The organism is Trichocoleus sp. AS-A1, assembly GCF_039962015.1.
Taxonomy (GTDB): domain Bacteria; phylum Cyanobacteriota; class Cyanobacteriia; order Cyanobacteriales; family FACHB-T130; genus FACHB-T130.
The window spans coordinates 1-25,704 of the sequence record NZ_JAMPKG010000007.1 but is presented as its reverse complement, the minus strand read 5'-3'; the positions used below and the strand labels follow the sequence as shown (position 1 = coordinate 25,704).

Annotated in this window: 25 protein-coding genes and 1 pseudogene; 11 read left to right on the top strand and 15 right to left on the bottom strand. The window is 47.6% G+C overall.

The window, feature by feature from the left end:
* Positions 1–44 precede the first annotated feature (44 nt).
* A complete protein-coding gene (locus tag NC994_RS07270; RefSeq protein ID WP_190411691.1) occupies positions 45–224 on the top strand; it encodes a hypothetical protein in 180 nt (59 codons plus the stop codon).
* 50 nt (positions 225–274) lie between these two features.
* On the opposite strand, the gene NC994_RS07265 is transcribed toward NC994_RS07270, so the two are convergent.
* The 5 genes from NC994_RS07265 to NC994_RS07245 form a co-directional block, all read right to left on the bottom strand.
* Positions 275–943 (bottom strand): HAS-barrel domain-containing protein, encoded by a 669-nt coding sequence (locus NC994_RS07265; protein ID WP_190411692.1) that lies wholly within the window; start codon positions 941–943, stop codon positions 275–277.
* A gap of 115 nt (positions 944–1,058) precedes the next feature.
* Complete coding sequence (locus NC994_RS07260; RefSeq protein WP_190411693.1) at positions 1,059–1,256, bottom strand: NAD(P)H dehydrogenase subunit NdhS; 198 nt, start codon at positions 1,254–1,256, stop codon at positions 1,059–1,061.
* Between the two features lie 96 nt (positions 1,257–1,352).
* The gene (gene rodA / locus NC994_RS07255; protein WP_190432350.1) at positions 1,353–2,606 is read right to left on the bottom strand and encodes a rod shape-determining protein RodA; all 1,254 of its coding nucleotides are present in this window, start codon (positions 2,604–2,606) and stop codon (positions 1,353–1,355) included.
* A 71-nt stretch (positions 2,607–2,677) separates the two neighbouring features.
* Positions 2,678–3,742: an Mrp/NBP35 family ATP-binding protein gene (locus tag NC994_RS07250; protein WP_190425392.1), complete on the bottom strand. Its 1,065-nt coding sequence runs from the start codon at positions 3,740–3,742 to the stop codon at positions 2,678–2,680.
* Between the two features lie 281 nt (positions 3,743–4,023).
* Complete coding sequence (locus NC994_RS07245; RefSeq protein WP_190411696.1) at positions 4,024–4,515, bottom strand: SRPBCC family protein; 492 nt, start codon at positions 4,513–4,515, stop codon at positions 4,024–4,026.
* A gap of 365 nt (positions 4,516–4,880) precedes the next feature.
* Here NC994_RS07245 and hemF point away from each other — a divergent pair, with 365 nt between their 5' ends.
* The 3 genes from hemF (at position 4,881) to NC994_RS07230 (ending at position 7,055) form a co-directional block, all read left to right on the top strand.
* Positions 4,881–5,927: an oxygen-dependent coproporphyrinogen oxidase gene (gene hemF, locus NC994_RS07240; RefSeq protein ID WP_190432346.1), complete on the top strand. Its 1,047-nt coding sequence runs from the start codon at positions 4,881–4,883 to the stop codon at positions 5,925–5,927.
* Positions 5,928–6,001: 74 nt separating this feature from the next.
* Positions 6,002–6,424 (top strand): anti-sigma factor antagonist, encoded by a 423-nt coding sequence (locus tag NC994_RS07235; protein ID WP_190425388.1) that lies wholly within the window; start codon positions 6,002–6,004, stop codon positions 6,422–6,424.
* 262 nt (positions 6,425–6,686) lie between these two features.
* On the top strand, positions 6,687–7,055 hold the full coding sequence (locus tag NC994_RS07230) for an STAS domain-containing protein (RefSeq protein ID WP_190411700.1): 369 nt from the start codon (positions 6,687–6,689) through the stop codon (positions 7,053–7,055).
* Between the two features lie 50 nt (positions 7,056–7,105).
* Here NC994_RS07230 and NC994_RS07225 read toward each other — a convergent pair whose 3' ends face one another.
* Positions 7,106–7,720, bottom strand: coding sequence for a chromophore lyase CpcT/CpeT (locus NC994_RS07225; protein ID WP_190432344.1), 615 nt, complete (start codon positions 7,718–7,720; stop codon positions 7,106–7,108).
* 217 nt (positions 7,721–7,937) lie between these two features.
* Here NC994_RS07225 and psb29 point away from each other — a divergent pair, with 217 nt between their 5' ends.
* Positions 7,938–8,675, top strand: coding sequence for a photosystem II biogenesis protein Psp29 (gene psb29 / locus NC994_RS07220; RefSeq protein WP_190425383.1), 738 nt, complete (start codon positions 7,938–7,940; stop codon positions 8,673–8,675).
* A gap of 451 nt (positions 8,676–9,126) precedes the next feature.
* On the opposite strand, the gene trxA is transcribed toward psb29, so the two are convergent.
* Positions 9,127–9,444, bottom strand: a complete 318-nt coding sequence (trxA, locus tag NC994_RS07215; RefSeq protein WP_190411703.1) for a thioredoxin — start codon at positions 9,442–9,444, stop codon at positions 9,127–9,129.
* 141 nt (positions 9,445–9,585) lie between these two features.
* On the opposite strand from trxA, the gene fabG reads away from it, so the two are divergent.
* Both fabG and NC994_RS07205 read left to right on the top strand, forming a co-directional pair.
* A complete protein-coding gene (fabG, locus tag NC994_RS07210; protein ID WP_190411704.1) occupies positions 9,586–10,350 on the top strand; it encodes a 3-oxoacyl-[acyl-carrier-protein] reductase in 765 nt (254 codons plus the stop codon).
* Between the two features lie 134 nt (positions 10,351–10,484).
* Positions 10,485–10,784, top strand: coding sequence for a protealysin inhibitor emfourin (locus NC994_RS07205; protein ID WP_190411705.1), 300 nt, complete (start codon positions 10,485–10,487; stop codon positions 10,782–10,784).
* A 45-nt stretch (positions 10,785–10,829) separates the two neighbouring features.
* Here the strand turns inward: NC994_RS07205 and NC994_RS07200 are convergent, their stop codons facing one another.
* On the bottom strand, positions 10,830–11,903 hold the full coding sequence (locus NC994_RS07200; RefSeq protein ID WP_199299430.1) for a M4 family metallopeptidase: 1,074 nt from the start codon (positions 11,901–11,903) through the stop codon (positions 10,830–10,832).
* Between the two features lie 252 nt (positions 11,904–12,155).
* Between NC994_RS07200 and groL the strand changes: the two genes are divergently transcribed.
* From groL to NC994_RS07180, 4 genes are all read left to right on the top strand, one after another.
* Complete coding sequence (groL, locus tag NC994_RS07195; RefSeq protein WP_190432341.1) at positions 12,156–13,850, top strand: chaperonin GroEL; 1,695 nt, start codon at positions 12,156–12,158, stop codon at positions 13,848–13,850.
* Between the two features lie 323 nt (positions 13,851–14,173).
* Positions 14,174–15,334, top strand: a complete 1,161-nt coding sequence (locus tag NC994_RS07190) for a hypothetical protein (RefSeq protein ID WP_190432338.1) — start codon at positions 14,174–14,176, stop codon at positions 15,332–15,334.
* 51 nt (positions 15,335–15,385) lie between these two features.
* Positions 15,386–16,555, top strand: coding sequence for a magnesium/cobalt transporter CorA (gene corA / locus NC994_RS07185; RefSeq protein WP_190432336.1), 1,170 nt, complete (start codon positions 15,386–15,388; stop codon positions 16,553–16,555).
* A gap of 188 nt (positions 16,556–16,743) precedes the next feature.
* Positions 16,744–17,409 (top strand): hypothetical protein, encoded by a 666-nt coding sequence (locus NC994_RS07180; RefSeq protein WP_190432334.1) that lies wholly within the window; start codon positions 16,744–16,746, stop codon positions 17,407–17,409.
* Between the two features lie 148 nt (positions 17,410–17,557).
* Here NC994_RS07180 and NC994_RS07175 read toward each other — a convergent pair whose 3' ends face one another.
* The 7 genes and pseudogenes from NC994_RS07175 to NC994_RS07145 all read right to left on the bottom strand — a co-directional run.
* Entirely contained in the window at positions 17,558–18,394 is an 837-nt protein-coding gene (locus NC994_RS07175; protein WP_190411709.1) for a J domain-containing protein, read from the bottom strand.
* 107 nt (positions 18,395–18,501) lie between these two features.
* Positions 18,502–19,464: a cysteine synthase A gene (cysK, locus tag NC994_RS07170; RefSeq protein ID WP_190411710.1), complete on the bottom strand. Its 963-nt coding sequence runs from the start codon at positions 19,462–19,464 to the stop codon at positions 18,502–18,504.
* 123 nt (positions 19,465–19,587) lie between these two features.
* Complete coding sequence (locus NC994_RS07165) at positions 19,588–20,025, bottom strand: Rrf2 family transcriptional regulator (RefSeq protein ID WP_190411711.1); 438 nt, start codon at positions 20,023–20,025, stop codon at positions 19,588–19,590.
* Positions 20,026–20,268: 243 nt separating this feature from the next.
* Entirely contained in the window at positions 20,269–22,290 is a 2,022-nt protein-coding gene (locus tag NC994_RS07160; protein WP_190432331.1) for an iron uptake porin, read from the bottom strand.
* 197 nt (positions 22,291–22,487) lie between these two features.
* Positions 22,488–24,179, bottom strand: coding sequence for an iron uptake porin (locus tag NC994_RS07155; RefSeq protein ID WP_347276576.1), 1,692 nt, complete (start codon positions 24,177–24,179; stop codon positions 22,488–22,490).
* A gap of 647 nt (positions 24,180–24,826) precedes the next feature.
* Complete coding sequence (locus NC994_RS07150; protein ID WP_347275959.1) at positions 24,827–24,910, bottom strand: hypothetical protein; 84 nt, start codon at positions 24,908–24,910, stop codon at positions 24,827–24,829.
* 684 nt (positions 24,911–25,594) lie between these two features.
* Positions 25,595–25,704, bottom strand: a pseudogene (locus NC994_RS07145) (photosystem II protein D2); the annotation flags it as partial.

Sequence of the window (25,704 nt, the reverse complement as noted above, 5' to 3'; positions counted from 1 at the left end):
GATGAGTTTGAAGCGATGCTTGCAAAAGTCAGCGATGCTGACTTTTGAAAACATGGTGGTATCACTGGAGACATCCTACAGAAAAACCGTTTTTTGCGCCCTACCCTAAAGAAATAGGGGTGCTGGGTGCAGTAGATGAATATATTTTGGATCTACGGGGTGCCCCAATGGAAGTAGAGTTACAGAAGTTTTTGCGCCCTAAGCGCGAAGGACGGATATTTTGAGGACAAGACACCTTTATTTTTAGGCGTTAAGTTTCTAGGGCATCCGCTGCCTATAAACGGATTTGGCTCAAAATATACCTCAAGCGGTCGTAGTCGTCCTTGAGAAGGACGCTGAGGGTCCGTCCTGCCTGCACCAACCAGTCACGGTCAGCCTTGCGTAGTTGATAAATTTCTCGAATCGCTGCTGCAATCAGCGCCTCCACCGGCGCACCCATGACCTGCAATAAGGTTCTTAAGAAATCCATCTGTTCGCTGAAGTGAACAATTTCCTCCGGTTCGCACTGGTAAACCGCTTGATGAATTTGCGGTGGACGAGGCGGCAGGTACTGATAAATCGTTCCACCCAGGCGCTTAGAACCATTGACCCCTTGATGGGTAGCTTCAAAACCAACAATAGCGGCGCGGAACTCGGTTTTCAGCATGGCAAATATTTGGGGTTGCTGCTCTCGCAGTTCCTGCAATGATAGCCCCAAGGCTCTTGCGCGGTGAATGGAATCAATGGGACTGGTCGCCGCATGATAAACAACAGCAAAGACGAGATTTCCCGACTCTTCATCCGTAGCTTTGACCCAACTGCCAAAGGCTGGCATGACAGGGAAGCTCAAGTCTTCTGGATCGAGACACTGTGCCAGGAATTCAGTCGTTGCCGTCTCAATCACCTCAGCAATATGGTTGGCGGGGCGATCGCCTGTGGCAAACTGTGGCAGGGGAAGTCGCATATTTTTGGTAATGGATAATCGGTAATGGGTAATCGGTAATTAGTCGTTCATGTTTCTTTAGGTAAAAACCATGAACTTTGAAGCATGACTAATTACCAATTACTTTTTTCCAATCTTATTTTGCTTTTTTGCGACCTGCTGTTGTCTCTGCAAGTTCTAATTCTGATAGTTGGAAGGTGACGAGTTTATCCCAATTTCCCCCTTCAAATAGGACTGCTGCCTTTCCCTCGCCAACCCGTTGGACTAGCCCTTTATAGCCGTAGTAGATATCGTTAGTGTTCTTTACTTGAACGACCGCTCCAGGCAGAATCATGATTTTTTCTCGGTTAAGTTTTCATTTATTAGCTTAATAGCAGTTAGCTGTCATTCGTCATAGGTCAAACCACGACCTATGACGAATGACAAAAAGCTAAAACTTCAATCGGTGTCGATAATTTGCTACAGACTCTACAATCCCCAGCGCCAAAAAATTCTTCAACATCGCCGAACGACCATAACTAACCCAGGGAAGGGGAATGCCGGTTACGGGTGCAAGTCCCATCGTCATGCCTAGGTTAACGACCACCTGAAACACAATCATCGATAAGACGCCAATTGCTAATAAAGATCCAAAGTTGTCTTTGGCATTTTGGGCAATAATCACCAAGCGCAGGCAGATCAACCAAAAGATAAATAGCAGAAAGAAACTGCCTGCAAGTCCGAATTCTTCACCAATGGCAGAGAAAATGAAGTCAGTGTGCTGTTCCGGAATAAAGTTAAGTTGGGTTTGGGTTCCCTTGTGAAGCCCTCGTCCCCAAAGTTCGCCTGCACCAATGGCAATACGAGATTGGATCAGGTGGTATCCGCCGCCGAGGGGGTCTAGATCCGGGTTAAGGAACAAAATCAATCTGTCTTTTTGATAGTCTTTCAAAACTCCCCAGAAGATTTGCCCTAACTCGCCTCCCACCAAGTTGACGACAATCGCTCCAATGGCACCCGACAAAGGCCACGGTAAGGTGCGCCAACCAATAATGCCCATGATTGCCGTCCAGATGAACCATCCGGGCATAAATACGTTAAACAAGATAGCCGAAATCACCGGAGAAGCTAGCAGGATTAGCCAACCAGGATTGGCATTCCCCCAGTAGAGCATACCTAACACAATCGCTCCAAACACCAAGGAGGTTCCTAGGTCGGGCTGCACAAATACTAAAATCCAGGGAACCCCAGTCACCGCTAAAGCTCTCAAAACAGCGGGAATCGTGGAGGCGGGTCGAGCATGTAGAATAGCAGCCAGGGTGATTATCACCCCTAATTTGGCAAATTCAGAGGGTTGAATGTTAAAGTCGCCGATAGTAATCCATCTTTGGGCACCTTTGGCGCTGGTACCAATAATCATCACCGCGATCAGGGACAAGTTGGTAATGCCATAAAGAATCCAGTGCCACTGGAGCAGGTTCTCGTAACGCGATCGCGCGATAAACATCGCCAATATCAGCCCAATGAGGCCCACCAGCCAGTGCCACCACCAGTCGGTCAATCCCTGGTTAAGTTCGGCACTGCGGATCATCACACCTCCAAAAATGGTGAGTCCAACAATCAGTCCCAATAGCAGCCAATCTACCTCTTGCCAAGGGGAGAGCAGCGATCGCCAGCGAAAACCAGTTAGTGACTTATGCAACATTGCTAAACAATTAAAAATTAAAAGTTAAAAATTAAAAAGGCAAATTTTTTACTTTACCTTTTTAATTTTTCTTAAGTTAAGGCAGCGACAGAAACTTTGCCCGCGATCGCTTGAGCGATCGCCATCAGCGCTTTGGCAGAAGCCGACTCTGGATCGGCAACCACAATCGGCACTCCTGCATCGCCCCCCTCTCGCACGGGCATTTCTAGCGGTACGCAGCCCAGCAACGGTACGCCGAGTTCTTGCGCCATCTTTTCACCGCCTCCAGAGCCAAAAATGTCATATTGCTTATCAGGCATATCCGGCGGAATAAAATAACTCATATTTTCCACCATTCCCAACACGGATACTCCCAACTGCTGGAACATCTTCAAGCCCTTACGCGAATCCAACAAAGCCACCGTCTGCGGCGTCGTTACAATGACTACCCCAGCCATTGGCACCGCCTGCGCTAGCGTTAACTGGGCATCTCCAGTGCCGGGGGGCATATCTACAATCAAATAATCCAGTTCCCCCCACTGTACTTGGTAGAGAAACTGGCGAATAATTCCATTCAGCATCGGACCCCGCCAGATCACCGGCTGATCCTTGTCAATCAAAAATCCCATTGAAACTAATTTGACGCCGTAGTTAAAAGCCGGTTCCAACTCTTCACCATTGGCACCTTGCCGCACGCTTATCTTGGCGTCTGACAATCCCAGCATTGTCGGGTCATTAGGCCCGTAAATATCCGCATCAATCAGACCAACTTTAGCTCCTAAATGTGCTAAAGCCACTGCCACATTCACCGCTACAGTACTTTTGCCCACACCGCCCTTGCCACTAGAAATCGCGATGATATTCTTTACACCAGCAATTCCGGCGCGATCCGGAAGCGACTTTTGTTGGGGTGTCTCAGCGGTGACATCTACCACGACATCTGTCACTTCTGGCAAATTTTTCTTGAGTGCCTGTTCGCACTCTTCCACGATGAACTGGCGTAGTGGACAGGCAGGTGTCGTCAGCACCAGAGTGAAGCTGACTTTTCCGGAGTCAATTTGCACATTGCGAATCATGTTCAACTCGACCAAACTCTTGCGGAGTTCGGGATCTTGCACGGGTCGCAATACTTCTAAAACTGAGCTGGCATCGAGCATAACTAGGTTACTTGCATTCCTTATCCCAGATATTGCACCTGGGACAAAACGATCGGGGTTCTCTCTCTTCAAGTATCTTAACGGTTTGTTTGACGCGATCGCGCTATGCAGTTCAGGGTCTAAATTTAGATTGTTAATTGGTAATTACTAATTAATAACTCCCTCTGTTTGCCTCTCCCCCTCTCCTGAAACCTGTATTCTCGCTCCTCAGTCCCTCAGCCCTCAGCCCTCAGCCCTCAGTCCTCAGTCCTCAGTCCTCAGTCCTCAGTCCTCTCTAGTTTCTAGCCTTGAGCTTGTAAACCCACCTGTTCGGCAGCTTGGGCTAATTCAGTGGCAACACGAGCTGAGTAAGACCCAATCATCCACCAAATTAAAGGTGACAACCAACCGCGCAACGTCACTGAATAAGATACATACGTGCCGCAGACCGTCGATTCTACCTGGTACGTCACCCGTTTCTCAACTCCTGGGATTGCCAGCATTCTCACACTGAGTAACTCACAGGGACGGACACGCTCAACAAAAACCCGGATGGGAATAGGTAGCCAGCGCGTGACTACCTTGTAAATCAATCCCGGTTTGGCAATCAACCCGCTGGGGACATTGGTGCTGGCAAGTAGAGGATGCCAGGATACATCGCCAATATTGATTAATTTTTGCCAGAGGACATCCACAGAAGCAGAACTAACGGCGCGGTAAGTCCGAACCAGGGAAAACTTAAAGGAAAAACCCTCTCGACCAGCGATAAACTTTAAGGAAAAATTGAGAATCACAACACTCCTCCTCGCACCAAGTCTTCAAGGGAACTTATTACTTTAATCCCTGGGATCATTAGGTAGCATCCCCCTGTAGGATATTTCGATAGCCTGTAGACGCTTTATTCAACTTGCTGCTTGGGTTCAGCAGACCCGATTTAAGATAGGCTGTAAGTTCCCCTGCGATCGCATAGAGTTGAGTGCTTTGACCCGATCAAAGCGGCTCACCCTTACCCCGAAAAGCAAGCTGACGTGGTACAAGCGATCGCGCCCGTACAAGCCGGTATCCTGGGTGAACTCAGGCGAACTTCCATCCCGATTTATTCAATTCAATACCTTTTTCCTTTCCCAATCGCTTTTGTGAACAATATTGACTTGAGATTATGACAGCTTTTCAGACGGACGTAACTACTTCTGCTAAGGTTTTGCCCCCAGATGACTCGAAAGCTAGGGTCAGCCAGTTTATGCAGCAGCTGCAAGACCAAATCTGCGAAGGTTTGGAACAACTGGATGGAGTTGGGAAATTTCAACAAGATGCCTGGGAACGAGAAGAAGGCGGCGGCGGTCGTTCCCGCGTCCTCCGCGAGGGCGCAGTTTTTGAACAGGGTGGCGTTAATTTTTCTGAAGTCTGGGGTCAACAGTTACCTCCGTCGATTCTGGCGCAACGCCCGGAGGCGGCTGGGCACGGCTTTTATGCGACTGGCACCTCAATGGTGTTGCATCCGCGCAATCCCTACGTCCCGACGGTTCACCTCAATTATCGCTACTTTGAGGCAGGGCCAGTTTGGTGGTTTGGCGGCGGGATCGATTTAACCCCTTACTACCCATTTGCGGAAGATGTCGCCCAATTTCACCGCACTTTAAAGCAAGCCTGTGATGCCCACCACCCAGAGTACTACCCCACGTTTAAACTCTGGTGCGATGAATATTTTTATCTGAAGCACCGACAAGAAACGCGGGGCGTTGGAGGACTCTTTTTTGACTATCAAGATGGTCAAGGAGCTTTGTATCGCGGCCCGCACGCCGATGGACCAGCCGCTGTTTACAGCAACCAAGTGGGGACGCCTTCCCCACGCAACTGGGAAGATTTATTCGCCTTTGTGCAGCATTGTGGTCAGACATTTTTACCGGCTTACGTTCCCATTGCCGAGCGGCGGCAAAAGATGGAATATAGCGATCGCCAGCGGAATTTCCAGCTATATCGTCGCGGTCGCTATGTGGAATTTAACCTCGTTTACGACCGAGGCACCATTTTTGGTCTTCAGACGAACGGGCGCACTGAGTCAATTTTGATGTCTTTACCGCCTCTAGTTCGCTGGGAATATGGCTATCAACCCGAACCGAACACCCCAGAAGCCGAGCTTTATGAAACTTTCTTAAAGCCACAAGATTGGGCAAACTGGACACCTCCCTCGGAATCGCCGGTCTGAGTTAGACTACGGGAAAAATCCCGCTCTCATCGCACCCGGTTGATATACTTGCCCATCTTTAGAGGTGAGTGTTCGTGCTTCACATCGACCAGAAAACATACACGACCCAAAACGGCACGAAGATTATCGTTTTGACACCAACAGGACGGCTGGATATCACCACAGCTTTGCAATTTCGCGTGAAATTACAAGAGAGTCTTTATACACTCAGTCGTCATGTGGTCGTAAATCTTGGGAGAGTGAATTTTATTGATAGTTCTGGTCTCACCTCATTGGTGGCAGGGATGCGAGATGCGGATAAGGTAAACGGGAGTTTCCGCCTTTGCAATCTGCTTCCAGCCGCCAAGGTGGTGCTGGAAATCACCATGATGGATTCGGTATTAGAAATCTACGAGAACTGTAACGACTGCTTCAACCCCCCGGATGCCCCTGGAACCATCCTCTCCCCTAGAAGAGGAGGCGATCCCTTTTTTCCGGATATTGAAGCAGAGTTGTGAGTAACACTGGAATCTTCTACCTGTATGATTCTGAGTGCTATCTTAATGGGCGATCGCGCCAATCCAGTCTGCTAGAAGCCGAATTTAATGTAATTTTTTTCAAGCTTTGCTTTAAGATTAGGCGAGCTGAATTTTTGGTAGCTCTAATCTCTAAGTTAGAGTTAGACTACTGAAAGCTCAAATCATGGGAGCAATCGTAGTAAAATGCGGCTCCTATCTAGATATTAAATATAGACGGAGCTTCCGGAGCAAGGAGGTCTTGGTGATTCATATCGATCAGAGAACACATACGACTCAAGACGGGACGACAGTCATCGTCTTAGCCCCCACTGGACGCCTGGATATTACAACCGCATGGCAGTTTCGTCTGAAGTTGCAGGAATGTATTTCCAAACTCAGTCGCCACGTAGTTGTGAATCTCGGTCAAGTTAATTTTATTGACAGCTCTGGTCTAACATCCTTGGTGGCAGGAATGCGAGATGCTGACAAAGTAAAAGGCAGTTTCCGCATATGTAACGTCCATCCAGAGGCAAAACTCGTTTTTGAAGTCACCATGATGGATTCGGTGTTTGAAATTTTTGAAACCGAGGAAGAGGCTCTTGAAGGAGTGCCTCGCAGCATGGTCAGCTAAATTATTCATGAGTTATGCAGTCAATCGTCCTTAACTAAGGACAAAAGATTTCAAATTGCTAGCTCAGCGGAAAAATCTTCGCGCTTAGTGAAAATATAGGGGCCAAGCAGTGCCCCCCAGATGGCTCTGCCTGTTTGGGGGTCAATTCCCTTGTCATAGCTTCTAAATTCTTGATGCCGCGCCTCAAACCCTAAAGAAACCTGGTAAGTTTCTCCTTGATAGGTAAAACAGCAGGGGGCATCAGTCGCGGGTGCGGTAGAAAAGTTATAGGTATTTTGAGGTAAGGGTTGCTGAATGACGGCGAGGGTACAGCCGGGGAGAAGTTCCATCTGTTCTGGTATAAGCGTCTTCAGCAAGGCTGGATTTTGACCGGCACCTCTGACCCGATCGGGATCTTTCAGCATATAGTATTGCACCATCAGCGAGGCTTGAGAGGTGTCGCTGTGGCGCAGGCGCAGAATCCGAGGACGATAGGGACGATCCAGTTGCAGGATGTTCGCTTGCTCTGCAAACAGGGTGAGGCTATCTTCTGCAAACAGCGGTACGGGTCGCAGCCAAAGGCGGAGGTTTACGTACCAAGCGGGTTCTCTTGTCGCTTGTTCTGAATTCTCAAATTCTCCAGCTATATATTGAGCCAGGAGCGTTAGTTCAGGAGAAAAAGTCATTGGGAATGGCTAATCGATAATGGGTAATCAGCAATCGGAATTTAGGATAAGGAAGGCGTATCTCTAACTTCTAAGACCCTTTTCCCAATTACCAATGAATAATTTCTGCGATCCCCGGCATTGTATCGCCGAGAGTCTCTACAAGACATTGCCTTGGCAAAGGTGTCCAAAAGCTGTGACAATGAGTTTACATCGCCCTCAAACTTAAAATTTTCCGGTGAATAACGTCCGCACTGTATCAGACACCAAAAGAACTTTCTATACCCTACACACCCGCCCCATTAACTCCATCTACCGGCGGGTGGTAGAAGAGTTGATGGTGGAAATGCACTTGCTTTCGGTCAATGTGGACTTTCGCTACGACCCCATTTATGCATTGGGCGTGGTGACATCCTTTAACCGCTTCATGCAAGGCTATCGACCAGAACGAGATAAAGAACCGATTTTTGAAGCCCTCTGTCGAGCAGTCGAGAACGAGCCGCAACAGTACAAGCAGGATGCCCAGCGGCTGGAAGAATTAGCCATGCGTCTGGGTGGGAAGGATATCGTTGCCTGGTTAAACCCAACGGCTCCTAGTCACGGCGCTGATGACTTGCACGCTGCTGTGCAGGCGATCGCTAACAATTCTCCGTTTAAGTACAGCCGTTTGTTTGCGATTGGTTTATTTACGCTGCTGGAAGTAGCAGATTCCGATTTGGTAAAAGACGAAAAGCAGCGGATTGAGGCGCTCAAGCAAATCTGTAATGCCTTAAACCTGCCAGAAGATAAATTACTCAAAGACCTAGAGCTGTATCGCAGCAATTTGGAGAAAATGGCTCAAATGCAGCTGGCTATGGAAGATATGCTAAAAGCAGATCGAAAAAAACGCGAGCAACGTGGGGATAAAGGGGTTGTGGTGGCTCCTCCCAATAGTTCTCCAGAATCAAGCGTTGCTCCAGGCACTTCTCAAGACTAGGCAACTTGTGTTGAAGCTGAGAAAGCCTTCCGTATGATAGCGATCGCTCATCCGATTCCCTTTTGATGGGCTAAACATCAATAAGTGGTAATGGGTCTTTAGTCATTTGCCAATAGTCATTAGCAACAAACTAATGACTATTGGCAACTGATTTAAGGGTTCGCTTTCTTTAGCTTTGTAGATTACCAACTGCTCTCCAGAAATGAATTTCGGTTTGGCATCTCGGCGGTAAAAATGCAGCCTCCCTTCGCAGCACTTCTCCCAGCTTTCCGAGATATGCACCAAGTTGAAAGATTAGCCCGGAAGTCAAGTTCCGGGCTGGTTTGGCAGCTGACTCAGAAGGCGGTAAGATAGGAGTTCCCGTACATATCCGCGTCTGCGATCGTCAGCATCTGTGGATGCTTTCGCCAAAGAGAGCTATTGGTTACACCCAGATACTGCCGATGTAGCCTTAAACCAACGCTTCTAGGCGCTGGATAAGTTGTGGGGCTGTCAGTACACCCTCAATGCGCTCAACTACCTGACTATTTTTAAATAAAACCAACGTTGGTAGGGCGTGAATTTGATATTGGCTCGCCAAGTTTGGATATTTATCCGTATCAATTTTTACAACCTGTAACCGTTCGTTCATCTGGGCGCTTACCTGCTCCAGGATCGGGACCATCATCTGACAAGGACCGCACCAAGTCGCGTAAAAATCCACCAACACTGGCTTTTCAGACCCAGACAGTAACTCTTGGAAATTGTTGAACTGCTTTTTAGTTGCCATGCGATCAAAGTGTTTTCTGCTCTTTCACGACAATCGTAATCTTTTGGCGTATTGATTCGTTCAGTCCGAGGTACGAATCGACCTAAGATCGTTAGCGCAGTTAAATAACCGCGTTCATAACGGATCGAGAGGAATTTATTGATGGAAGCATTGCCAGAGAGCCAGCAAAGATTGCGCGGACAGGTTGCCATCGTTACCGGCGCTTCACGAGGAATTGGTCGAGCGATCGCCCTAGAATTGGCATCTGAGGGAGCCAGTGTAGCGATTAACTATGCGAGTTCTAGTGGAGCAGCCGAAGAAGTCGTGAGTGAAATTACCGCAGCAGGCGGTAGTGCGATCGCCCTCCAAGCAGACGTATCCAAAGCCGATCAAGTAGACGCCCTCCTGAACACCGTGATGGAGAAGTGGAAGCGCGTTGATGTCTTGGTGAATAATGCTGGAATTACCCGCGATACCCTGTTGTTGCGGATGAAGCCGGAAGATTGGCAAGCCGTGATTGACCTTAACCTCACTGGCGTCTTTTTGTGTACGCGAGCTATCAGTAAGGTGATGCTGAAGCAACGCTCCGGGCGCATTATTAATATTTCATCCGTTGCCGGTCAGATGGGCAACCCCGGTCAGGCAAACTACAGTGCTGCCAAAGCGGGAGTGATTGGGTTTACGAAAACCGTCGCCAAAGAACTCGCCACTCGCGGCATTACAGTCAATGCTGTTGCCCCTGGATTTATCGCCACCGATATGACGAGCAATATCAAATCAGAGGAAATCTTAAAATTCATCCCCCTCGGTCGTTACGGTCAACCAGAGGAGGTTGCTGGTTTAGTTCGATTCCTAGCCGCCGATCCGGCTGCCGCCTATATCACGGGTCAAACGCTCAATGTGGACGGCGGTATGGTGATGGCATAGCGACCATAGCGGCAGAGGACTGTGAGCGTAGTGACGCTCTCCTCGCGGTCGGAGTGGGAAAGAGAGAGGCCGACAAAGAATAACATCCATCACTGCTTACTATGGAGTTAGTCTTGCTCCCTGCGAGGGAAACTATGCGAATTTCTTTTGAACGGACTGGCGGCTTTGCTGGGATGCGCCTGACAAAAGTTTTTGACACTACGACTCTGCCTGCAAATGAAGCAAATCAGCTGCGCCTCCTGATTGACGCAGCTGATTTCTTTGATTTGCCTGCCGCGATCGCTTCCAACACTCCCCAACCCGACCGCTTTCAGTACAAGCTAACGGTGGAAGAAAACACTCAGCAACATACTGTTTTAGTGAGTGAATCCGCCGTACCTGGAAACTTAAGACCGCTGCTGGAATGGCTGATGGCAGCTGCACGCAGAAATTAAAAATGAAGAATTGCCTCTTCCATTTTTAATGCACGCATTTTTAATTTAAATCACTCCCACTTCTTGCCAACCTTTGCGGACTGCATTCTGCTCCTTGGAGCCTTCGCCGTAGAGTTCTCCAGCGACTGTAATGAGAGTATTCGCAGCCCGTTTAAAATTCGCTCTAGAGCGCAGGCGATCGCGTAAAGCGATATACCAGATTTTCCCTGCCTTTTCCCAAGCGTAGCCGCCAATTTCCACTGCTGCTAAATAAAAGGCACGGTTGGCAATCCCTGAGTTAATATGCACGCCTCCGTTATCTTCCAGCCCTTTGTAGCGGTCTTTATAAGTCGCAGGCTGGGGGTCTTTGCCTAGCACTGGGTCGTCGTATGCTGTCCCCGGTGCCTTCATTGAGCGAATCCCAACGCCCTTAACATTGGCGGTAAACAAACCTTCCCCGATAATCCAGTCAGCTTCCTCGGCGGTCTGATTGAGAACCCGCTGTTTTACCAGAGAACCAAAGACATCGGAAAAAGATTCATTCAGTGCGCCGGATTCGCCGTAATAGATTAGATTGGCTTCATATTGGGTGACGCCGTGGGTTAGCTCATGCCCAATCACATCAATCGCCTTGGTGAAGCGTTCAAAAATCTCTCCATCCCCATCACCGTAGACCATTTGGTCGCCGTTCCAAAAAGCGTTGTCATACTTCACGCCAAAATGAACCGTCGAGTCCAAACGCAGCCCTCGATTGTCGATGGAATTCCGCTCGAACACCTGCTCGTACAAGTCATAAGTTGCACCCGATCCGTCGTAGGCTTCGTTGATCGCGGCATCTTCGCTGGGAGGATCGCCTTCACTCCGCACCAAGGTGCCTGGTAGATCGTTGCCATTTTTAGCATCAAAGATGGTACGACGCTTCTCTCCCGCTGATGCTGCGAACGAGATATTTCCCACTGTCAAGCGCCGTCCGCGAAACTGTTCTGACACGGTTAAGGTTTGAAAAGCCCATGCCCGCTGCTCAGGGTTGCCATTCTGGAGAACCTCCTTCAGCATATGAGGAGGAACGATACAACAAATGGGATGAAGTCTATCGCAGCAAGGTTGCAGCCCTACCGCTCTTTTTTTTGGTGAACGCATAAATTATTTCCTTTGTCAAGGACAGAGCATCAAAAAGTGGATGATAAACGCATTCAATCCAATCCGCTCTAGTTATCGAGAATTCGGCAATTTCGTTACAAAAAGTAACTCAAACGTGCCATTGATTGCTCTAGCTGTTTATTATGTACCTCCCCCATATCAGTCGAGGTGAGGACTCTCATCCTCTCGGATTAGCACTCTGTGCCAGTGAGTGCTAAATTGACTAATGGAAGCGCTCTGAAAACCTAAAACATGGCAAAAATCGTTGCATTTAATGACGAATCGCGGCGGGCACTAGAGCGGGGCGTGAACGTCCTGGCAGACGCCGTTCGCATTACGCTGGGGCCGAAAGGGCGGAATGTCCTTCTAGAGAAGAAGTTTGGCGCACCCCAAATTGTGAACGATGGTATCACCGTTGCCAAGGAAATTGAATTAGAAGACCCCCTGGAAAATACAGGCGCTCGACTGATTCAGGAAGTGGCATCCAAGACGAAAGATATTGCGGGTGATGGCACGACGACAGCGACGGTTCTGGCTCAAGCGATGATTCGTGAGGGCTTGAAGAACGTAGCGGCTGGGGCAAATCCAGTGAGTTTGCGGCGGGGAATCGAAAAAACGATCGCCTTCTTAGTGGAGGAAATTGTAGCGATCGCGAAACCAGTGGAAGGTAGTGCGATCGCGCAAGTGGCAACCGTCTCCGCTGGTAACGATGAAGAAGTCGGCAAAATGATTGCCGAAGCGATGGATAAAGTCACCAAAGACGGCGTGATCACCGTTGAAGAATCCAAATCGATGGCAACGGAACTGGATGTCGTCGAGGGGATGCAGCTGGATCGCGGCTACATTTCTCCCTACTTCATCACCGATTCCGAACGGATGGTGGTGGAATATGAAAACGTCCGGATTTTGATGACGGATAAAAAAATCAACTCTATCCAGGATTTGATTCCCGTCTTGGAAAAAGTTGCCCGTTCCGGTCAAGCTTTGCTGATTATTGCCGAAGACATCGAAGGAGAAGCTTTGGCAACTTTGGTGGTAAATAAAGCGCGGGGCGTACTGAATGTAGCCGCCATCAAAGCGCCTGGATTTGGCGAACGCCGCAAAGCGATGCTGCAAGATATCGCCGTTCTCACTGGCGGTCAGCTAATCTCAGAAGAAGTTGGTTTGAGCCTAGATACCGTCTCCCTGGAGATGCTGGGAACCGCTCAGAAAATCACCATTGATAAAGAAAACACCACCATCGTCGCTGGTGATGCCAAGACGGCAGATGTGCAAAAGCGGATTGCCCAAATTCGCAAGCAGCTAGAAGAAACGGATTCTGACTACGACAAAGAAAAGCTGCAAGAGCGAATTGCTAAGCTTGCCGGTGGTGTCGCCGTCATCAAAGTGGGTGCGGCGACCGAAACCGAACTCAAAGACCGCAAGCTGCGGATTGAAGACGCCCTCAACGCGACCAAAGCTGCTGTGGAAGAAGGTATCGTTCCTGGCGGTGGCGCGACGCTGATTTACCTAAGCAAGAAAGTTGCTGACATTAAAAATAGTCTGGACGCCGAAGAAAAAGTCGGTGCTGACATTGTGGGCAGATCTCTAGAAGCCCCCCTGCGTCAGATGGCAGATAATGCCGGTGTCGAAGGCTCTGTCATTGTCGAGAAGGTGCGCGAGACTGATTTGAATATCGGTTACAACGCGGCTACCGACACATTTGAAGACCTGATCGCCGCTGGGATTATCGACCCTGCGAAAGTTGTACGTTCGGCGTTGCAAAATGCCGGTTCGATTGCCGGGATGGTGTTGACCACTGAAGCCCTGGTTGTCGAGAAGCCTGAGAAGAAAGCGGCTGGTGCCCCGGATATGGGCGGCATGGGCGGCATGGGCGGCATGGGCGGCATGGGCGGCATGGGTGGCATGGGCGGCATGGGTGGCATGGGCGGCATGGGCATGATGTAGTCCATTGTTCGCGTCCCCAGCGCCCACAGGTTGAAACCTGAAGCTAAAAAAACAAAGCCCACCTTTGTGGACTGAAAGAAAAGCAGCTTGTCTCAAACGGCAAGCTGCTTTTTTGTAGCGATCGCTCATTGTAAGAGTGTTACAGTATTGAAAAATTATAGGGTTCAAACCTACTTAACTGGGATAATTCCTCAAACTTCTGTTTAATCAGCATTTTAGGAAAATTTTCAGTAAATACTGTTACTTTAGGTAAATCATCGGGAATCTTATATGAAGGTAGTTCCTTAGATATTTTTCTTTCAGCTAGAGGATTAACTTTAACAATGCTAGTCTTTTTTCTTCACGGGGTTGCTACACGGGATGTTAAATATGGAGATAAATTGAAAGGTTTTATTACAGAAGAGTTTACCAAAAGAGGTGAATTACTCCCTCACTTTTATTATAGTTTTTGGGGCGATGTTTTAAATGATGTTGGGAGGATGTGGAACTGGATTCATCAAGATTTACAGGAAGTTAAAAAGGAATCTCCAAATTTAGATATTCAAACCATTTTGAGGTATCAACACTTTAGACAAGGCTTTCTATCTGAATTCGTTGGAGATGCTTTCACCTACCTTAATCAAGAACGGGGCGTAAAAATTAGAGAACTGATTGCAGATCAACTAGAGGACTTTATAAGACGTAACCCTGAAGAAACTGACCTTCATATTGTTGCCCATTCCTTGGGAAGCGTCATCCTATGGGATAGTTTGTTCTCCGATAGATTTGATTCTGATGATGCGGCGTTTCATATCCGTGCAATGATTAAAGGACTAGGTGATTCCACCTCCAAAAGACAAGTTTACCTAAGGAGTATTACCACAATGGGTTCTCCTATTTTATTCTTTAACACCATGTTAGGTATTAATCCTAATAAAGTTAAATGTTTTGCTAAAAATTATAAAAACCAAGGTTTGAGATGGATTAATATAATTCATTCCTCTGATATTATTGCCTATCCGCTTCGGACAAGCTTTAACATTAATTCGTCTGATAACATATTTTTACAAGATGAGTATATTTTAGATCATGCTAACCTGGCGGAAAATACTGCCTATACTGTCGGTCAAGTGGATGCAGCCTTAGCTTTAGGAGTTGTTGATGCTCATCACTGGTATATGAATTGTTCTAAAACAGCTAATTTAATTACTGATAATATTTTATCTGGTAAAAATATTATGTATGATGTTATATCTCGCTTAAAAAAAATACCTGAAGTCAAAAATGTTTTAACTCCAGTAAACTATATCTTTGATAAAAAATTACTGCATCTAAATTTTAGAGATGGTAGCGGTAGTATACAAATGTATGTTAATTTTGCCAATATACACCATGCTTATATATTCGATACTAATGAAGATCGCGAATTTGCAGGATATTTTGGGTGGAATTATGCTAATAGTTTTCAGGAAGAAATTGAATTAATTAAAAGAGAATTTTGCTGAATAAAGAATAGATAAAATTCTAAAATAAATACTGAATAGGAGTAAATGCAAATGACACAAAGACGCCCCCAGCCTGCGGAAGTAGTTACACAATACAATGTAGACGAAGACGATGATAATTCTTTGTTTGAAGACTTTTACGATAAACCCGGTAGTCTACCAGGAACAATTTTTATTAATAAAAATTCTCCGCCACCCAAAATTATCTTAATTGACTACAACGAGGCAAACCGCATCTGCATGCCACTTGAGACCCCAGCAGCGTGCGCTAGCTATTTGGATACCGAGTCGGTTTCTTGGGTGGATGTGTTGGGCTTAGGAGATGAAGAAATTTTGCGAGAATTGGGACAGGTTTTTCATTTACATCCATTGGTTTTGGAAGATGTGGTAAATGTACCCCAGCGACCCAAAGTGGATGATCAGGGAGACCATCTGGTGCTTATTAGCCGGATGGTGATGCCTAAAGAAAAAGGCACTGGCTTCTACAGCGAACAAGTGAGTTTAATTTTGGGGAAACATTATTTGCTCACTGTGCAGGAGGAACCACTGCGGGATTGTTTTACACCCGTGCGCGATCGCATTCGTCACAATAAGGGCACTATCCGCAAGCGCGGTGCCGATTATTTAGCCTACGCACTGTTGGATTCAATTATTGATGGATTTTTTCCGGTTTTAGAAGTTTATGGTGAGCGAATTGAAGATTTAGAGGAAGAAGTTATCGCCAATCCTACACGCAAGACTCTAGACAAAATATATCAAGTTAGGCGCGAATTGTTGGCACTCCGTCGCGCTATTTGGCCCCAGCGAGATGCCATAAATTCCTTAATTCGAGATGGGAGTCCTCTTATTTGTGAAGAAGTCCGAATTTATCTAAGAGACTGTTACGATCATGCGGTTCAAGTAATGGACATGGTGGAAACATATCGAGAACTATCCTCTGGGTTAATGGATGTTTATATGTCTTCGGTTGGCAACAGAATGAATGAAGTCATGAAGCTTTTGACTGTGATTTCTAGTATTTTTATTCCCCTCACTTTTGTTGCTGGAATCTACGGCATGAACTTTAATACAGAAAAATCACCATTCAATATGCCGGAACTAAACTGGTATTTAGGCTATCCGCTTTGCTGGGCATTGATGATAGCGATCGCATCTGGTTTAATTTACTTTTTCTGGCGGCGCGGCTGGTTTGATAATTTTTCCACAGTTAAGGATGACTAGCATCATGTTCATAAATTACTTTTCTTATAGCCTGTAATTTTTTGCTAAAAATTAATGGGAGACAAAAATTTTTGTTTTTAATTACTTAATTCTAAAGTACAAATAAGTAAGTTTCTTTTTTTCAAAAAGTAAAGTTTGTAATTAAAAACTTTCCCCAATTAACAATTACCAATCACTAATTACTAATTTTGGATGACCGCAATTTATTCATCTTGACTGTCTACATCATCTGTGTCACCTACGTTTTATACCGAGTTTTTAAATCGGTAGATAGAAATCAAGTGATAGTCCATCTCGATCGAGAATCCTTAAATGGACAACTGGAAGCACAAAATCTAAGAGATCGCGTCGATATCCAATTTAAGCTGGAAAAGCGATACCAACTAGATCGACTGCGCGAACTATCGATCCAGATTGACAATAAATCTGCGGAGCATTCAATTGACGTAGACTGGGATCGCAGTTCGCTGACAGATTTCGACGGGCGATCGCGGCGAGTGATTCGCCTGACGCCCAGCATGATTCTGGATCTCTCCCAGCGTCAAGTTTATAGCTTCATTGGATCTGGAAAAATTCTTAAAGAAAAAATAACTGTTGAAGACGTTCTCCAGCGCGACTTGCAAACCGATGTTTTGAAAATCTCAGCGTCCCTTTTTGATCCATCCAAACTCAAAAAACTCTCTAGTCCTGAGAGTACGCTGCACTTTTCTCTAACGCTGGTGCTACATTTATTGAGGTCTACGAGTGAGACGGGCAATTCCGTTACTCACATTTTGTCTTGTGACTTTACAGTTAAAAAAGCTCCTTGGACAGATGTAATGCGTTGGAATCCCAGAGAAACAACTAAAAAATAAAAATTGAGAAATTCTTAAATTTTTATTTTTGTTTTGGTCACTGGGGAGGCTGTACTTTCATCCAAGCCCCGTTACCACAGTAGGGGACGGGACAGAAAAAGCCCCTACTGGTAACGAGAAAAAAAAGCTAGTTTCTAATTTTTAATGGTTAAGCAATGTCTTTGACTGCGTATTGCGCTTCGCAGCGCAAACCAGTGGCAATTCTAAAAAGTTCTTGACCTGTGTGCAGGTAGCCTTCATCATAGTTGAGCGTAAAAAGTTCTAACTCTTCAATGCCATCTGCTACTTGATTGAGGCAGTAGTAAAGGTGAACTGCTGCGCCAGCAACATTGGCTGGATTAGGCAAAGAACGAAAAGCCAGCTGAGCTTGTTTGAGATAGTTACGACACTCTTTCAGGTAAGCCTGAAATTGTTCCATCAGTTCATCATCAAAAGGATCGGCTGAAAGTTGGTCTAGTTGGTCTGCCAGAGGATTGAGAATGCGACAGATCAAGCGATTGACCGGCACATAGACTTTCTGAAGCCATTGCTCCAGTTGTTCGTCGGCATCTATTGCTGTCTGTCGATGCGCGTAGTATCGGTTTTCAGCGTTGGCTTGCTGTTGTCGATGCGCGTAGTATCGGTTTTCGGTGTCGGCTTGCTGTTGCCGCTGCGATCGCGCCGAAGCATCGGCTTGCTGGTATCGCTGCGATCGCGCCGAAGTATATGTCGCTGATGATTCGGCTCGTCGCGACGGATGATTGTTAACAGATTGTTCGTGTCTCAGGCGATCTTTGAGCAGCATCTGGTCATAAGACTGCCGCTGTTGAGGGTCGCCCAGTATTTCGTAAGCAGCATTAATCCGGACAATTTGCTCGTGGTTCGCTGTTTCGCGATTACCATCTGGATGAAACAGCTTCACTAGACGCCGGTAAGCTTGCTTGATCTGTACCGGAGTCGCTGCGGGACTAATATCAAGGGTGTCGTAGTGAGTGGAATCTGTCATGGAAATAGCTTTCTGTCAGAGGCATGAGTCATTAGTAGGTAGAGGTATGACTAATGACTCATAGCTCATGAGCTTTTAACTAATGACCACTAACAGTTACTGTAGCGTCAACCCAGCACAGCTGGCACTCGCGGTTCTGGATCTTGGAACAGGGGTGTACTTAAGTAGCGTTCTCCAAAGCTAGGCTGCACCATGACAATCAATCGCCCCTCGTTTTCGGGGCGCTGAGCGACCTTGATGGCAGCATAGAGGGCAGCACCCGTGGAAATGCCGGAAAGCAGTCCTTCTTCACGAGCAAGACGACGACCGTAGGCGATCGCATCATCATCTGTCACTGCGATTACCTCATCAATCAGCTCAACTTTCAGCACTTGGGGAATAAACCCAGCACCGATGCCCTGAATTTTGTGGGGGCCAGGGCGTCCGCCGGACAACACTGAGCTACTGATGGGTTCGACGGCGATCGCTTGAAAACCCGGTTTTCGTGGTTTAATCACCTCTGCAACACCCGTAAGCGTGCCGCCGGTGCCCACTCCAGCGACCAGGATATCCACCTGCCCGTCCGTATCCTCCCAGATTTCCTCAGCAGTGGTTTCCCGGTGAATCTGGACGTTGGCTGGATTGCTAAACTGTTGCAGCATATAAGCATTAGGCGTGCTGTCAACAATTTCTTGCGCCCTACGAATGCAGCGGCTCATCCCCTCAATGCCAGGGGTCAGTTCCAGTTCTGCTCCATAAGCCCGCAGCATCGCCCGTCGTTCGGTACTCATCGTGTCTGGCATTGTCAAGATCAGCCGATAGCCCCTGGCTGCTGCCGCCATCGCTAGAGCAATACCCGTATTCCCAGAAGTCGGTTCCACTAAAATTGTTTTGCCTGGGTGGATCAACCCCTGCTCTTCTGCCGCATTAATCATACTCACCCCAATGCGGTCTTTGACCGAGGCAGCTGGGTTCATACCCTCCAATTTCACCACGATCCGAGCCAAACAGCCTTCCTCTTGGGGAATGCGGTTCAACTGTACTAAAGGCGTCCGACCGATTAATTCTGTAATGTTTTGAGCAATCCGCATAGATTTTAGTTTTTTTCTTGGTTATGAGGAGTCAGAAGTCAACATCAATCATTAAAAAGTGCAAAATTAAAAATTAAAAGAAGTATGCTTCTTTTTAAATTTTTAGTTTTCAATTTTTAATTTTTAAATGTAATACATGATGTCAAGCTGACGCCTAGAATCCCGTTTTTCTGCTAAATCTTGAAGCGTGTATCCTTGTAAGACCGAATTAGCTGTTTGATGCACTTCCTGCCAGATTTCCTCTACCACGGCACTTTCTACCGTTTTGGAAGTGTTGTTGTTCTCAGAAGGTTTGGCATCCAATCCTTCCAGGCAACTCACAACTTCTAAGAGCGTAATTTTCCAAGGTTCCCGCGACAGCAAATAGCCTCCCTTTGCTCCACGTTGGCTACGCACTAAACCGCCACGCCTCAATGTCGCCAGCAGCTGTTCTAAATATCGATCGGGGATATTTTGTTGAGCCGCAATCTGCCGAATTTGTAACGGTTCGTTGTCGTTGTAGTGACACGCTAGCTCTAACAGAGCCAACAGCGCATATTCTGTTTTACAGGAAAGTTCCACAAGCTTGAGATCGAGTGTGAGGGATCGTCTATTCCAGTATACCCCGGTTCTCCACCGGAGTTTGCCGGTTTAAGCATTCGCCAATAAAAAAGCCCCGCTAATACGGGGCATAACCGGGTTCGCAAAATTTACGACACAAAAGCTGGGAGCAGGGGATCAAGGGAGAAGAGGGACAGAGGGAGTAATCACCCCTTACCCATTACCACCTGTCCTAGCAATGTGCGGGCTACTACTTCCGTCTCCCTAGAAGCTGAACGTTGTTCTGAGCGTGCCAATAACGGCATCTTCGTTATCGTTGTTTTGGTTGGGAGCAGTAATCCAGATAATGCCGGGAGTCACGGAGATGTTATCCGTCAGCTGGTACTTGTAGAATCCTTCGAGGTGATAAGAGAGATCGTTCTTAATCCCGACTGGGCTGCCTTGAACTTCAAGACCTGCCAAGTAGGGTTCTACACCTGCAAAAATTCCCAGGATATTCCCCCGCTTACCCAAATCGGGGAAAGCCACACCTAATCCGTAGTACCAGACCTCGCCTCTGGTACTATTTTCAACCGCGCTAATATCAGTCTTACCAACGAAGCCGCTCAGGGAGAATCTGTCGCTCAGTCGTAAGGCAGCCTCAAGACCATAGGAGTTAGTGATCAGTGCGGTATCCCTAGCCAGTACTAATGGAAACCGAGCGCCTGTTCCAGTTGCAAGAGTTGGATCGTTAGCTCCGAGAGTACCTGTTACCGGCCTACCGCCAGCCGATCGCGGACTTCCACCAAGGTCGAAAATCCCGTCACCCGCGTTATGGTAGCCGTGGACGTAGGTGGCAGCTAAGCCCAAGCGATCGCTAACTGTAAAATTCAGTTGCGCCAACGCCGAATAGTCTCCGTTGAATAGACCAAAATCACTGGTTCCGCCATCAGGTCTGGTAAATGAGCCAGGATTATTGCCATTATCTGCCAAGTAACCCAGGCTCAAGGAAGTAGGACCGAGAATCGGTGCTGTACCTACACCGAGCCTGATCCCGATACCGGCACCGCCACCGATTCGATAAATAGGACTCTGCTGAGCAAATGACGAAAGTGCGGCGGTACCTCCGTCTCCGTCATAAAAGTAAGGGTTGAGGACGGGAGCGTAGTCGGCATGAATTCCTCCCGCAGCGGCAATGTAGACTTTGGAAGCTCCAAAGGGAAACTCATACGCCAGCCAATCTAAAGCGATATCGTTGTTGTTACCGGGATTAAGGTCAAAGGTCTGGTTGCCCTCGAATGAACCATTAGGTTGAAAAGGTGTAGTGTTACCAGCCGCAAGACGGGTGTGCAAAACATCTCGACCCGTGAAGCTGGTTTGGAAGTCTAAACGAACGCGATCGCCAAAAATGGTATTGGTGTCCTCGCGATCGCTAAACTCGTCCGTGACAGCGAAGATCGCTTCACCCACGAGTTTGGTGGTTGTCGAGAACTGATGGTTTTCTAGGAACGTCACCCGCCCTTCCAGGTTATCTACCCGCGTGCGGAGGGTTGCCAGTTCTGCCCCAAATTCATCGATCAGCCGCTGAAGTGTGGCTAAATCTTCTTTGGTAACGAAATCTGCTGTAGACGCGGCAATTAATTTCTCGATTTGCAGCAAACAAGCGTTCAAACCCGCCGCAAATTCATAACGGCTCATTGCCCGGTTGCCCCGATAGGTGCCATCCGGATATCCTGCTATACAGCCATAGCGCTCTACTAGGCTTCGCAGCGCTTCGTATGCCCAGTCGGTTGGTTCCACGTCCGACAGTTGGGAGACGTTTGTGACTTGGCTTTGGGAGTTATTTCCTTCCTGGCTGTAGCGATTGATTTGTTCTAAAACGCTGTTGTTGCCAACTGTATTTCCTGCTGGAGCTGTTTGAGCCAGCTTTGAGTCGGCAGCTGGCATCACAGGCAAAGATGTGCCTTCAATCGTTTCTACCCCTAGTGCTTGAGCTGAGTCAGCGGTTGCTGGCTCCTGGCTGGGTGCGACTGCCAACTGTTCTGGCGCTTCCGTCGCAACAACTTTCTGCTCTAACTCTGACTTCTCAGCGGTAGCTGAAAATACAGGGATTGAGCTGACTGTTGGGGTTTCTGGCGCAGTAGCGATCGCTACTGGCTGCAATTCTGGTAGTGCCTCTACCGTTTGGGGCTGAATCACTTCTTTAGCAGCAGGCGTTTGTGCAGCGATCGCTGCCGATGAAACCACCAATGCTGCCCCCAAAACTGCTGGGCTGAATACCAGCGATTTCCAGATAAATTTAGCCATCTTTCCTCTTTTCCTCACACACACCTTATTCAGAAAGATTGACATCCTTCTTAATTTTTCCTGTCATCCTACCACAGCCCAGAAATTGCATTAGGTAATAAATCATACAAAAAAGCCCCGCATTGAGCGAGGCTTTACTGATTTCATTTCATAATATTAGGCAAGCTATATAACCCAGCCGCCTAGCTTTTGTGCCACTAGAAGCTGAACGTAGTTCTGAGCGTACCGATAACAGCGTCGTCGTTATCATTGCTTTGACCGGGAGCTGTCAGCCAGACAACTCCAGGAGTAACAGAGATATTCTCCGTCAGCTGGTACTTGTAGAAAGCTTCAATGTGGTAGGGTCGATCTTTACCAACTGGAACCCGAGCACCCTCAAGTTCGAGACTTCCCAGATAGGGTTGGGCACCGGCGAAGATCCCCAAAACGTTACCCCGTTTCCCTAGGTCAGGGAAGGCTACCCCTAATCCATAGCTCCAGACTTCACCATCTCCGTCACCAATCACTGTGACGTCGCTATAAGAGACAAAGCCACTGAGTGAAACTCTGTCACCCAATCGGAAAGCACCTTGTAATCCATAGGAGTTACTGACCGTTGGACTTGCGTCAGCTGATATACCAAGTGCGGATGAAACGAAGGGACCAATAACCCCTGGATTATTGGCTAAAGCGGTACCAACTACACCCTGGCCTCTGCCACTGTCGAATATCGAGTTGCCGGAACTATGGTAACCGTGAACGTAGGTAGCCGCCAAGCCGAATCGGTCGCTGACAGTGAAATTTAGCTGCGCCAGAGCAGAATAGTCACCGTTGAACAGACCACCATGCTGATTAATACCTAGTCCAAGCGGTGTGCTATCGGCAGGATTATTGGCATTATCTGCTAGATAACCCACCGTTAATGAAGTGGGACCGAGAATTGGTGCCCGACCGACACCCAGTCTCAGACCAGCACCAGCACCGCCCCCGATGCGATAAATGGGGCTGTACTGAGCAAAGGTTGAGAGTGAGCCGCTACCACTGTCACTGACTCCGTTATAGAAGTAAGGATTCAAAACAGGGGTGTAGTCGGAATGGCGTCCTCCAGTGGCTGAGATGTAAACTTGGGAAGCGCCAAACGGAAACTCATACGCCAGCCAGTCTAAGCCAATATCATTGCTGTTGTCGTTGTTGAAACCGAGGTTAAAAGTCTGAGTTCCCTCGAATGTGTCGGGGGTTAAAAGTCCCAGGTTCCCAGCGGCGAGACGAGTGTGCAATACATCTCGACCTGTGAAGCTAGTTTGCAGGTCTAAACGTACCCGGTCTCCAAAGATGGTGTTGGTGCCACGGTCATCGACATCCACATCCAAGTCGCTAACGCTAACATCACCCGTAAACGAGTCCGTGACAGCAAAGATCGCTTCACCCACCAATTTGGTGGTTGTCGAGAACTGATGGTTTTCTAGGAACGTCACCCGTCCTTCCAGGTTATCTACCCGCGTCCGGAGGGTTGCCAGTTCTGCCCCAAATTCATCGATCAGCCGCTGAAGTGTGGCTAAATCTTCTTTGGTAACAAAATCTGCTGTAGACGCGGCAATTAATTTCTCGATTTGCAGCAAACAAGCGTTCAAACCCGCCGCAAATTCATAACGGCTCATTGCCCGGTTGCCCCGATAGGTGCCATCCGGATATCCTGCTATACAGCCATAGCGCTCTACTAGGCTTCGCAGCGCTTCGTATGCCCAGTCGGTTGGTTCCACGTCTGACAGTTGGGAGACGTTTGTGACTTGGCTTTGGGAATTATTTCCTTCCCGACTGTAGCGATTGATTTGTTCTAAAACGCTGTTGTTGTCAACTGTATTTCCTGCTGGGGCGCTTTGAGCCAGCTTGGTGTTCGTCGGTGCTGCCATTGGAACCGACACGCTGTTGTCTACGCCTAGAGCTTCGGCTGAATTGGCGGTTGCTGCGTCCTGGATGGGCGTTGCTGCCAACTGTTTTGGCGTCTCTACTGCTGGCACTACAGGTACAGACGTGCTATCGAGCTTCTCTACCTTTAGCGCTTCTGCCGAGTTGGCGGTTGCTGCATCTTGAATCGGCGCTACTGCTAACTGTTCTGGCGTTTCCACTTCAACTGCACTCAGCGCTTCGGCTGATTTAGCGGTTGCTGAAAACACGGGGGCTGAGTTAGCTTCCGGGGCTTGGGGTGCAGTAACCAAAGCCACTGACTGAACTTTCGGTAGGTTTGCCTCAGTCGTTTGGGGCTGAATTACTTCAGATGTTACGGGCTTTTCAGCTGCGATCGCAGCTGAAGAAAGCACGAGTGCCGCTCCCAAAACTGCTGGACTTACTAGCAGAGATTTCCACATTAATTTAGCCATCTTTCCTCTTTTCCTCACACACACTTTTTCAGAAAGATATTTCAGAAAGAGTGACAATCCTTCTTGATTTTTCAAGTCATCGTAACACAGATTGGACGGTGCCACCACCTCACCAGCGCCTGAAATGATTGCTAGAGCGCTTATTGAGATTTTTCGTGTTATTTTTCGGATGACCTAAGTCACTCTTTAAAAATGACTTGCGCCCTATCAAAGTCTTTTGTTGTCAACCCATCGCTATCATCTGTTGTCAGTGTTAGCGTCACCTTATTGTACAAAATTTCTCGTAGATGATGCTTTGTTTCTATTGAGATGCAGCAACAGCAACTAATTTGTTAATCTGGGCGATCGCTTCTCCAAACTTTTTTCATTTTCTCTTCTACTGCTTCCCTGGCTAACTTGATAGCTGATGAATGCTTTGTTAATTGCCAGCTCGCTGAGTATCTACGCCATCGCCTTCCTGAAAAAAAGTCCCTAAAAAACTATCCGCCCCCACGGGAAGCGTTTTGGTATCACCATTACACTCAATGTGAGGGCGGTCTAGCGGGTCTTCAAATTAGCACCAGACTGTCGGAAGGAACTCAAAATACCAGCCTAGCTCTTTCAGCCTTTAGTTAATCCCACTAGGGGATTAAAACCGGCTTTTAGAGAACAGCTCCGACGCTCAGCCGGTTAACGCTAATTTGATGACCCATAAATTTACTACTATCACTCATGGGCATCACCTCCTTGTTGCCTGAACGGTCTAATTCTCAAAAGGAGTAGGGGAAAAATCGCTAAGGATTCATTCCCTTCATTTAGATTAGCACAGGCTAGAGCAGATGTGGGCTGGCTTGAAAAAAAATACCCCGCAAGTGGCGGGGTATCGTTCAATGAGGAGTGCTGTAGGAGCGGGATCGCCCCGCCCATGCTGAGTTAGAGAAAATTAACTCAATATTTCACTCCTGACATTACAGTGCGTTACCGCGAGGCAGAACCTCTTCAGGGAAGATAAAGTTCTCGTGGGGTTGATCCTGAGGAGCCATCCAAGCCCGGATGCCCTCATTGAGGAGAATATTCT

Coding starts and splice junctions, on each gene's coding strand:
- groL (WP_190432341.1), top strand. CDS start 12,156: ATGGCAAAAATCGTTGCATTTAATGACGAATCGCGGCGGGCACTAGAG.
- fabG (WP_190411704.1), top strand. CDS start 9,586: ATGGAAGCATTGCCAGAGAGCCAGCAAAGATTGCGCGGACAGGTTGCC.
- NC994_RS07160 (WP_190432331.1), bottom strand. CDS start 22,290: ATGGCTAAATTTATCTGGAAATCGCTGGTATTCAGCCCAGCAGTTTTG.
- cysK (WP_190411710.1), bottom strand. CDS start 19,464: ATGCGGATTGCTCAAAACATTACAGAATTAATCGGTCGGACGCCTTTA.
- hemF (WP_190432346.1), top strand. CDS start 4,881: ATGACAGCTTTTCAGACGGACGTAACTACTTCTGCTAAGGTTTTGCCC.
- NC994_RS07175 (WP_190411709.1), bottom strand. CDS start 18,394: ATGACAGATTCCACTCACTACGACACCCTTGATATTAGTCCCGCAGCG.
- NC994_RS07250 (WP_190425392.1), bottom strand. CDS start 3,742: ATGCTCGATGCCAGCTCAGTTTTAGAAGTATTGCGACCCGTGCAAGAT.
- trxA (WP_190411703.1), bottom strand. CDS start 9,444: ATGGCAACTAAAAAGCAGTTCAACAATTTCCAAGAGTTACTGTCTGGG.
- NC994_RS07200 (WP_199299430.1), bottom strand. CDS start 11,903: ATGCGTTCACCAAAAAAAAGAGCGGTAGGGCTGCAACCTTGCTGCGAT.
- NC994_RS07155 (WP_347276576.1), bottom strand. CDS start 24,179: ATGGCAGCACCGACGAACACCAAGCTGGCTCAAAGCGCCCCAGCAGGA.
- corA (WP_190432336.1), top strand. CDS start 15,386: ATGACACAAAGACGCCCCCAGCCTGCGGAAGTAGTTACACAATACAAT.
- NC994_RS07190 (WP_190432338.1), top strand. CDS start 14,174: ATGCTAGTCTTTTTTCTTCACGGGGTTGCTACACGGGATGTTAAATAT.
- rodA (WP_190432350.1), bottom strand. CDS start 2,606: ATGTTGCATAAGTCACTAACTGGTTTTCGCTGGCGATCGCTGCTCTCC.
- NC994_RS07260 (WP_190411693.1), bottom strand. CDS start 1,256: ATGATTCTGCCTGGAGCGGTCGTTCAAGTAAAGAACACTAACGATATC.
- NC994_RS07225 (WP_190432344.1), bottom strand. CDS start 7,720: ATGACTTTTTCTCCTGAACTAACGCTCCTGGCTCAATATATAGCTGGA.
- NC994_RS07265 (WP_190411692.1), bottom strand. CDS start 943: ATGCGACTTCCCCTGCCACAGTTTGCCACAGGCGATCGCCCCGCCAAC.
- NC994_RS07205 (WP_190411705.1), top strand. CDS start 10,485: ATGCGAATTTCTTTTGAACGGACTGGCGGCTTTGCTGGGATGCGCCTG.